The 575-nt window shown below is 33.7% G+C and carries 1 protein-coding gene; it reads right to left on the bottom strand.

Annotated features, from left to right (window positions below; all coding sequences use genetic code 11):
• Nucleotides 1-2: 2 nt before the first annotated feature.
• Nucleotides 3-575, bottom strand: a 573-nt coding sequence (locus ACTHUR_RS16450) for a DUF4209 domain-containing protein (RefSeq protein ID WP_440399748.1), incomplete at its 5' end; no start/stop codon positions are given.

Genomic DNA, 575 nt, shown 5'->3' with positions numbered 1-575 from the left:
AGTTAGTTTTCAAGTATGACACTAAGAATAACCAATCTCAAAACCATCCACCAAGCATAAACACTATATAACGAATTACTGGTCTCATCATCTAATAATCCATGCCCAACTTCGTTCCTCAAGTTAGCACTCAATGAATCAGTAAATACTGCTTGCAATTGAAACCAAAGATCATCTCCTAACATTTCTCTAGCACCATCTAGATTAACCAAACTAGATAACCCTATTTCATTTTCAATATCATTTTGAGCCGTATGTGTTGTAACCAGTCCATTTTGTTTTAAACGCTGTCTAATCATATTCTCGACTTGTGGAGCTAATAAATGGATAGCACTTCTAAAATCCCATTCAAATCCTTGATACAAAGCATTAGCAACAAGAATTTCTCTTTTTTCAGGAACGATGGCTGACAGTTTACATAATTGAATCAGAAATTCTTTGGGAAATAAATGCTCTTTTTGAATTTGGTTTAAAGCTGGCAGAATACAACCTTCTACGGCCAAATGCATATGAATACCAAAATTCTTAATAGCTTTTTTTGGAATTACTTCATCCCTATTATTACCATCTAAAGC

The organism is Neisseria sp. P0021.S007 (assembly GCF_051956855.1).
This window is presented reverse-complemented; position numbering and strand designations above follow the sequence as displayed.